The sequence below is a fragment of the bacterium genome (assembly GCA_040757115.1).
Taxonomy (GTDB): Bacteria; UBA9089; CG2-30-40-21; order CG2-30-40-21; family SBAY01; genus JBFLXS01.
The window spans coordinates 1-6,036 of the sequence record JBFLYA010000223.1; the positions used below are offsets into that span (position 1 = coordinate 1).

A 6,036-nucleotide genomic window follows, 5' to 3' on the forward strand; every position below is an offset into this window, starting at 1 on the left:
GAAGGGATGTATATTAATAACAATATTGGTCTTGGACATCGGAGGTTAAGCATTATTGATTTAGCCCAGGGACATCAACCTTTGTCTAATGAAGATAAGACTATCTGGGTTGTTTTTAATGGTGAGATATATAACTACCCAGAATTGCGTGATGAACTAATTAATAAAGGACATCTCTTTACAACTAACTCAGATACTGAGGTAATCGTTCATCTTTACGAGGAAAAAGGGGATGAATTTGTTTGCTATTTAAGAGGGATGTTTAGTATTGGACTATGGGATGCAAAAGCAAAAAAGCTTATCCTCTGTCGAGATAGAGTGGGAAAGAAACCACTTCACTATTTTATTGATAAGGATAGAATCATATTTGGCTCTGAAATAAAGTCAATTTTACAAGACCAAACTATAAAAAAGGTATTAAATTATGAAGCGGTAGATGATTTTCTTAGTTTTTTGTGTGTACCAGCTCCTAAAACCATTTTTAAAGGAATATCTAAACTTTTACCTGCCCATATCTTAATTTGTACCTCTACTGGAATCTCCATTCGGGAATATTGGGATTTTAAGTTTGAAACTACCCCGGGATTAAACGAAGATGAATACAAGGAAAATTTAACTCATCTCTTGAAAGAATCTGTCCAATGTAGATTAATGAGTGAAGTGCCATTGGGGGCTTTTCTAAGTGGTGGGATTGACTCCAGCTGTGTCGTGGGAATGATGTCGCAATTATCTGAAAAACCTGTGATAACATCTTCTATTGGTTTTGATGAAGCGGTATTTGATGAATTGAAATTTGCCCGGCTGGTTGCCTCACATCTTAAAACAAATCATCATGAATATATCGTTAGACCTGATGCTTTAGAGGTATTATCTAAATTAGTCTATCATTTTGACGAACCTTTTGCGGATTCTTCAGCAATCCCAACTTATTATGTCTCTAAAATGGCAAAAGAGGATGTTACCGTAGCTTTGAGTGGCGATGGGGGAGATGAGTTCTTTGCCGGCTACAACTCCTACCAATACAATATTTCTCAAGATAGAATTCGTCGCCTTATTCCAGAATTTATCAAGCGATATATTCTTCGGCCTTTTTTAAATCACTATCCGAAATTTTTACGGGCAAAAAGATATTTAACCAGTATTTCCTCTTCATTTGAATCGACACTGATGATGAGCAAGTCTTTTTATGATGCTCAAATGAAACAACAGTTATATACGGATGAATTTAAGTCCCAACTAAGTGGTTATGACCCTTTTGTTGTCCTGGAACCTTATTTGAATCGCTCAAAGGGATGGGATACACTCTCCAGAGCCCAATATATTGATGCTAAAACCTATCTTTCGGATGATATATTGGTTAAAGTTGATAGAATGAGTATGGCGGTATCTTTAGAAGTTCGCGCACCTTTGTTAGACCATAAATTAATTGAATTTGTTGCGACTATTCCTCCAGAACTACGATTAAAAAAAGGTGTATCTAAATATATCCTTAAAAAAAGCATGGAGGAATTAGTTCCATTAGAAATATTAGAAAGAGGAAAGAAAGGATTTTCTGTCCCCCTTAATCTCTGGTTAAAAAAAGACCTGAAAAATATGGTTGAAGAAACCCTGCTTGTCCCAAAAGCCCTTCAGCGGGGATACTTTAAACCTGAATATATCCAATGGATGTGGCGTGAATATCAAAAAGGAACTAAAAACCTTGCTACCCAATTTTGGTGCCTGTTGATGTTTGAACTCTGGCATAGGGCATATATTGAGGGAGAACAGATATAATGAGAAAGATAAATGTTATGCATTTAGTTTATTCTTTAACCAGGGGTGGGATGGAAACAGGATTGGTTGCACGGGTGAATAAACATAATCAGGACTTATTTAACCCTGCTCTTTGCTCTTTTACCACAGGAGGTGCTTTAAAGGAATTAGTAAAAGACGGCATCGAAATAGTAGAATTAAAAAAGAAAAAAGGGAATGATTGGACACTTCCTCTAAAATTGATGGGGTTATTTAAAAAGAAGAATATTCAGATTGTTTATACCCATAACTGGGGAACCTTGTGTGAAGGTGTCATTGGCGCTCGATTGGCTGGTGTCCCAATTGTTATCCATCAAGAACACGGAACCGTCATTGATGTTGTTAAATCTAAAAAGATAAGATTTTGGGCTCAACGATTTATCTTTAATTTTGTGGACCAAATAACAACTGTTTCAGAATCCTTACGGAAATTAATGATTGACTCTCTGGGAATAAATGAAAAAAAGATTATTACTATCTTAAATGGCGTGGATTTAGACAGATTTAAAAATAATATAAATAAAAATGAAGAGAGGAAAAAACTTGGCTTAAGCGTTGATGAACCTGTAATTGGAACAATAGGTAGATTCGTTCCGGTTAAAGACCATAAGACGCTTTTATTCAGTATGTTAGATATAAAAAATGAGGTTCCAGGTATAAAATTACTCCTGATTGGCGATGGCCCACTAAAAAATGAATTGGAGGCTCTTGTAAAAAAACTTGGATTAAGTGAAAATGTTTTAATGCCTGGCGAAAGAGGTGACATCCCGCAATTGTTAAAAACAATGGATGTGTTTATCCTTCCTTCTCTATTTGAGGCGATGTCACGAACTATATTAGAAGCATTTGCCTCAGAAATACCTGTTGTTACTACAAATGTTGGTGGAAATCCTGAGGTCATAACTCACAACTTAAACGGTTTATTAGTTCCGCCACAAAATCCAAAGGCATTAGCCGGGGCAATAATTAGTCTTCTTAAAGACAAAAATAAGGCATTTCGATTTGGAGTGGCTGGAAAAAAATTAGTCGAAGAAAAATTCTCTCTCCAACGAATGGTCGAGGATGATGAAAAATTGTTTAAATATCACCTGAAAAGAGTAGGTCTCTTGAAATATGGGAACTCATCCTGATGGCACTGACTTGAGCACTATAGCCATCTATTTTGTTGTAGTATTTTTAACCACAAAGATGATATAGCACTTATTAATCGAAATTTGACCCAGATATGGCTATGAAATTCCAAATCACAAATTCCAAAATACAAATAAATTCCAATGACCAAAATTCAAAACATTGCCCCCATAGTTTGGTATTTATTACTTGAAATTTGGTGCTTATTTGAGATTTGGTGCTTGGGATTTGGGATTTTTTACTTATCCACCCTGAGTAAAATTTTGACTAATAACTGCTATAGGATTTATAAATTATAGTTGACAATAATTTTAAATTATGATAAACTAAACATTATGAAAATAAATGTTTCGCAAATCATAAAGGTAATAGAATTCTGGCAGAATACCTCAAGAGGAGATAAACTTTATCCCAGGGCTATCGTTGAAGCAATAGACATTAAGACCAGCGAGATTGTAGATATTATTGGACCAAGACGAAGTGGTAAATCCTCTGTTCTAAAACTATTGATAAAACATTTAAACCTTAAGGATAATTCTTTATATATAAATTTTGAGGACCCCTATTTTATCGAGCACGACCACCCATCAATTATTGAAGAGATAATATCAGTTTATAAAGAATATTTTAATCCAGGTCTTTGCTACCTTTTCTTTGATGAGATACAGGTAATAAGCCAATGGGAGCGAACTATCCGAAAATTGCGTGATTCATCCCAATTTAAGATATTCATAACTGGTTCGTCATCAAAACTTCTCAGTAGTGAGATAGCATCTTTGCTAACCGGAAGGCATTTGTCTTATCAACTTCTGCCCCTCTCATTTGGTGAATACCTTCAATTCAAAGGGGTAGAGATTCTTAATAAAAAGGACATCATATTAAAAGAAAAACTTTTACTTAAACTCTTTTCAGAATATCTATCGAAAGGTGGTTTCCCTGAGGTTGTTTTAACCGACAATTTAGAACTTCCCGGGCAATATTTCCGGGATATTATCCAGAAGGATATTGTTATGAGGTATGAGGTGCGTGAAAAAGGCATTCTTGAAAAGATGGCTATTTATCTTATAAGCAATGCCACAAAAACTACCTCTATTGAATCGCTTAAAAAGACCTTCAATATTTCCTATAAACTGGCATCTACCTATTTAGATTATTTGAAGGAGGTATTTTTGCTTTTTGAGATTCCACAGTTTTCCTATTCCTTAAAAAAACAGCAAAAGGGGTTTAAAAAGATATATGCTGTTGATTGTGGACTTGCCAATGCTGTCTCTTTTAGATTTTCAGAGGATAAAGGCAGAATGCTTGAAAATTGCGTTTTCTTACACCTTTTGCAAATGGGGCAGGAACTCTACTATTATAAGACAGGGAATAATTTAGAGATTGACTTCCTGGTTAAGGATTTTAATGATAGAAAAATACCTATTCAGGTAACCTGGGAATTTGAGAGTAAAAAAACAAAAGGTCGTGAATTATCCAGTCTTATTTCTACCATGGATGAACTAAAACTGACAGAGGGAATAATTCTTACCTACGATGATGAAGATAGTATTTCGATTGATAATAAATTTATCAATATAAAACCGGTATATAAGTGGTTACTGGAAAGGGAAGGTAGAAATGATTAAATCTCTTATAAAAAGTATTTTGTATTATAGCGGCATAACACAACTCCTTCACGATTTTATCGCCTCAAAGACAAGATTAGCGGTGATATTGAGGTATCATTCCGTCGCAGATGAAGACTTCGTTTATGCCACCCCGAAAATAACCGTTTCGACAAGAGATTTTGAAAAACAAATAAAATATCTCTCTAAAAAATATAATATTATTTCTCTTGAAGATATTGCTGTCCACATTAAGGAAGGCAAAGAGTTACCCAGGAATTCATTAGCCATTACCTTTGATGATGGGTATAAAGATAATTATCTAAATGCCTATCCTATTTTAAAAAAATATGGTGCGACCGCGACATTTTTCCTTGCCGCAGGATGTATCGATGGGAAAGATATACTCTGGACACATCGAATCATCCATCTGGTCAAGGAGATAAAAAAGAAAGAAATCTCCCTTGAAAACCATCTCCTTAAATTTGAAACAGTTAAGGATAAATTAGTGTCGATAAATATCCTTAATTCGATAATTCTGCATCTTGACCAATCTAAAAGGGAAGAATTTATCACGGATTTAACCAGGAAATTTGAAGTAGGGATAAACAGAGAGGAACTTAGTCGTAAATATATGTTGTCCTGGGATGAGGTTAAGAAGATGGAGGGTATGTCCTTTGGTGGTCATACAGTTACCCATTGTAATCTGCCACATTGCTCTTATGAATATGCCAGGGAAGAAATTGAAGGTTCAAAGAAAATCCTGGAAGAAAAAATAGGCAAGCCGATAAATTTATTCTCTTATCCGAATGGCACAATTGAGGTTCATTTTAATGAGGAGAATAAAAAACTGGTTAAAGAGGCTGGTTTTATCTGCGCCGTAACTTCTCTTGATGGGCTGGCTGACAATAAAAGCGACCTCTATGAGTTAAGAAGAAAAGGGATTGGGAAAGAGACTAAATTGTATTGTCTGGCGACAGAGATTGTAGTAAATACTGTGTTATATTCTCATAGGGTTCTGCAAAATAGGATTTGGGGAAGATAAATGAGAGTTAGACCTGAAATTAGAGATAAAAATTCAAATATCAAATATCAAAATGCAAAATTACAAATCAAATTTCAAAAAGGACTTTAAGAAAAGACGGTATAGCGGTTATTAACTGGAAGTTTACATAGGATAATACCCATAAATAAGGCAGGAGAATAATCGTTCCGTTAGGAACATAATATCGGTAGGAATAGATAGACAAATCAATCAGTTCCGTAGGAACGATATATTGGTAGAAAATTTATGGAAAGCCATTTACCCATATATTGTCCCGTAAGCGTTCAGGTGGTGTAACAAAAGGAGATGTGGAGATTAAGGAGATAGGGAGATATTATTAAAAAAATTGAAATTAATAGAAACTAATAGAAATTTATGGAAATTTGTTGTTTTCCACAATCAATTTCTACCTATTTCTATAAATTTCAATCTATTTCTATTATCTTATCTCCATATCACTCTTAT

At 34.6% G+C, this 6,036-nt stretch carries 4 protein-coding genes; all 4 read left to right on the plus strand.

What is annotated here, in order from left to right; translation table 11 throughout:
- Nucleotides 1-1,773, plus strand: a 1,773-nt coding sequence (gene asnB, locus AB1422_15405) for an asparagine synthase (glutamine-hydrolyzing) (protein MEW6620696.1), incomplete at its 5' end; no start/stop codon positions are given.
- A complete protein-coding gene (gene pelF, locus AB1422_15410) occupies nt 1,773-2,921 on the plus strand; it encodes a GT4 family glycosyltransferase PelF (protein ID MEW6620697.1) in 1,149 nt (382 codons plus the stop codon). The genes asnB and pelF, both read left to right, overlap by 1 nt.
- A gap of 336 nt (nt 2,922-3,257) precedes the next feature.
- Nucleotides 3,258-4,547, plus strand: coding sequence for an ATP-binding protein (locus AB1422_15415; GenBank protein ID MEW6620698.1), 1,290 nt, complete (start codon nt 3,258-3,260; stop codon nt 4,545-4,547).
- Nucleotides 4,540-5,571 (plus strand): polysaccharide deacetylase family protein, encoded by a 1,032-nt coding sequence (locus tag AB1422_15420; GenBank protein MEW6620699.1) that lies wholly within the window; start codon nt 4,540-4,542, stop codon nt 5,569-5,571. Before AB1422_15415 ends, AB1422_15420 begins: the two co-directional genes overlap by 8 nt.
- Nucleotides 5,572-6,036 lie beyond the last annotated feature (465 nt).

Bases quoted from the DNA above. Each gene is read 5' to 3' on its own strand.
- pelF (MEW6620697.1), top strand. From the start codon at position 1,773: ATGAGAAAGATAAATGTTATGCATTTAGTTTATTCTTTAACCAGGGGT.
- AB1422_15415 (MEW6620698.1), top strand. From the start codon at position 3,258: ATGAAAATAAATGTTTCGCAAATCATAAAGGTAATAGAATTCTGGCAG.
- AB1422_15420 (MEW6620699.1), top strand. From the start codon at position 4,540: ATGATTAAATCTCTTATAAAAAGTATTTTGTATTATAGCGGCATAACA.